The sequence below is a fragment of the Shigella sp. FC1967 genome (assembly GCF_001743005.1).
Classification (GTDB): Bacteria; Pseudomonadota; Gammaproteobacteria; order Enterobacterales; family Enterobacteriaceae; genus Proteus.
In genome coordinates this window covers 1-236 of sequence record NZ_MIIZ01000350.1, presented here as the reverse complement: position 1 = coordinate 236, position 236 = coordinate 1, and the positions used below count along the sequence as shown (strand labels likewise).

General features: G+C 39.4%; 1 protein-coding gene and 1 pseudogene. Both read left to right on the top strand.

What is annotated here, in order from left to right:
• A pseudogene (locus BHE89_RS03155) lies at positions 1–162 on the top strand (S1 RNA-binding domain-containing protein); the annotation flags it as partial.
• Positions 163–164: 2 nt separating this feature from the next.
• On the top strand, positions 165–236 hold a 72-nt coding region (locus BHE89_RS26840; RefSeq protein ID WP_353615099.1), incomplete at its 3' end, for a hypothetical protein.

The window sequence follows — 236 nt, the reverse complement described above, 5'->3', positions numbered from 1 at the left end:
GTTGATATCGGTGTACACCAAGATGGCTTGGTTCATATCTCTTCTTTAGCGGATAGATTTATTGAAGATCCACATACGGTGGTGAAAACCGGAGATATTGTTAAAGTCAAAGTTCTTGAAGTTGATTTAGCGCGTAAGTTGATATCGGTGTACACCAAGATGGCTTGGTTCATATCTCTTCTTTAGCGGATAGATTTATTGAAGATCCACATACGGTGGTGAAAACCGGAGATATT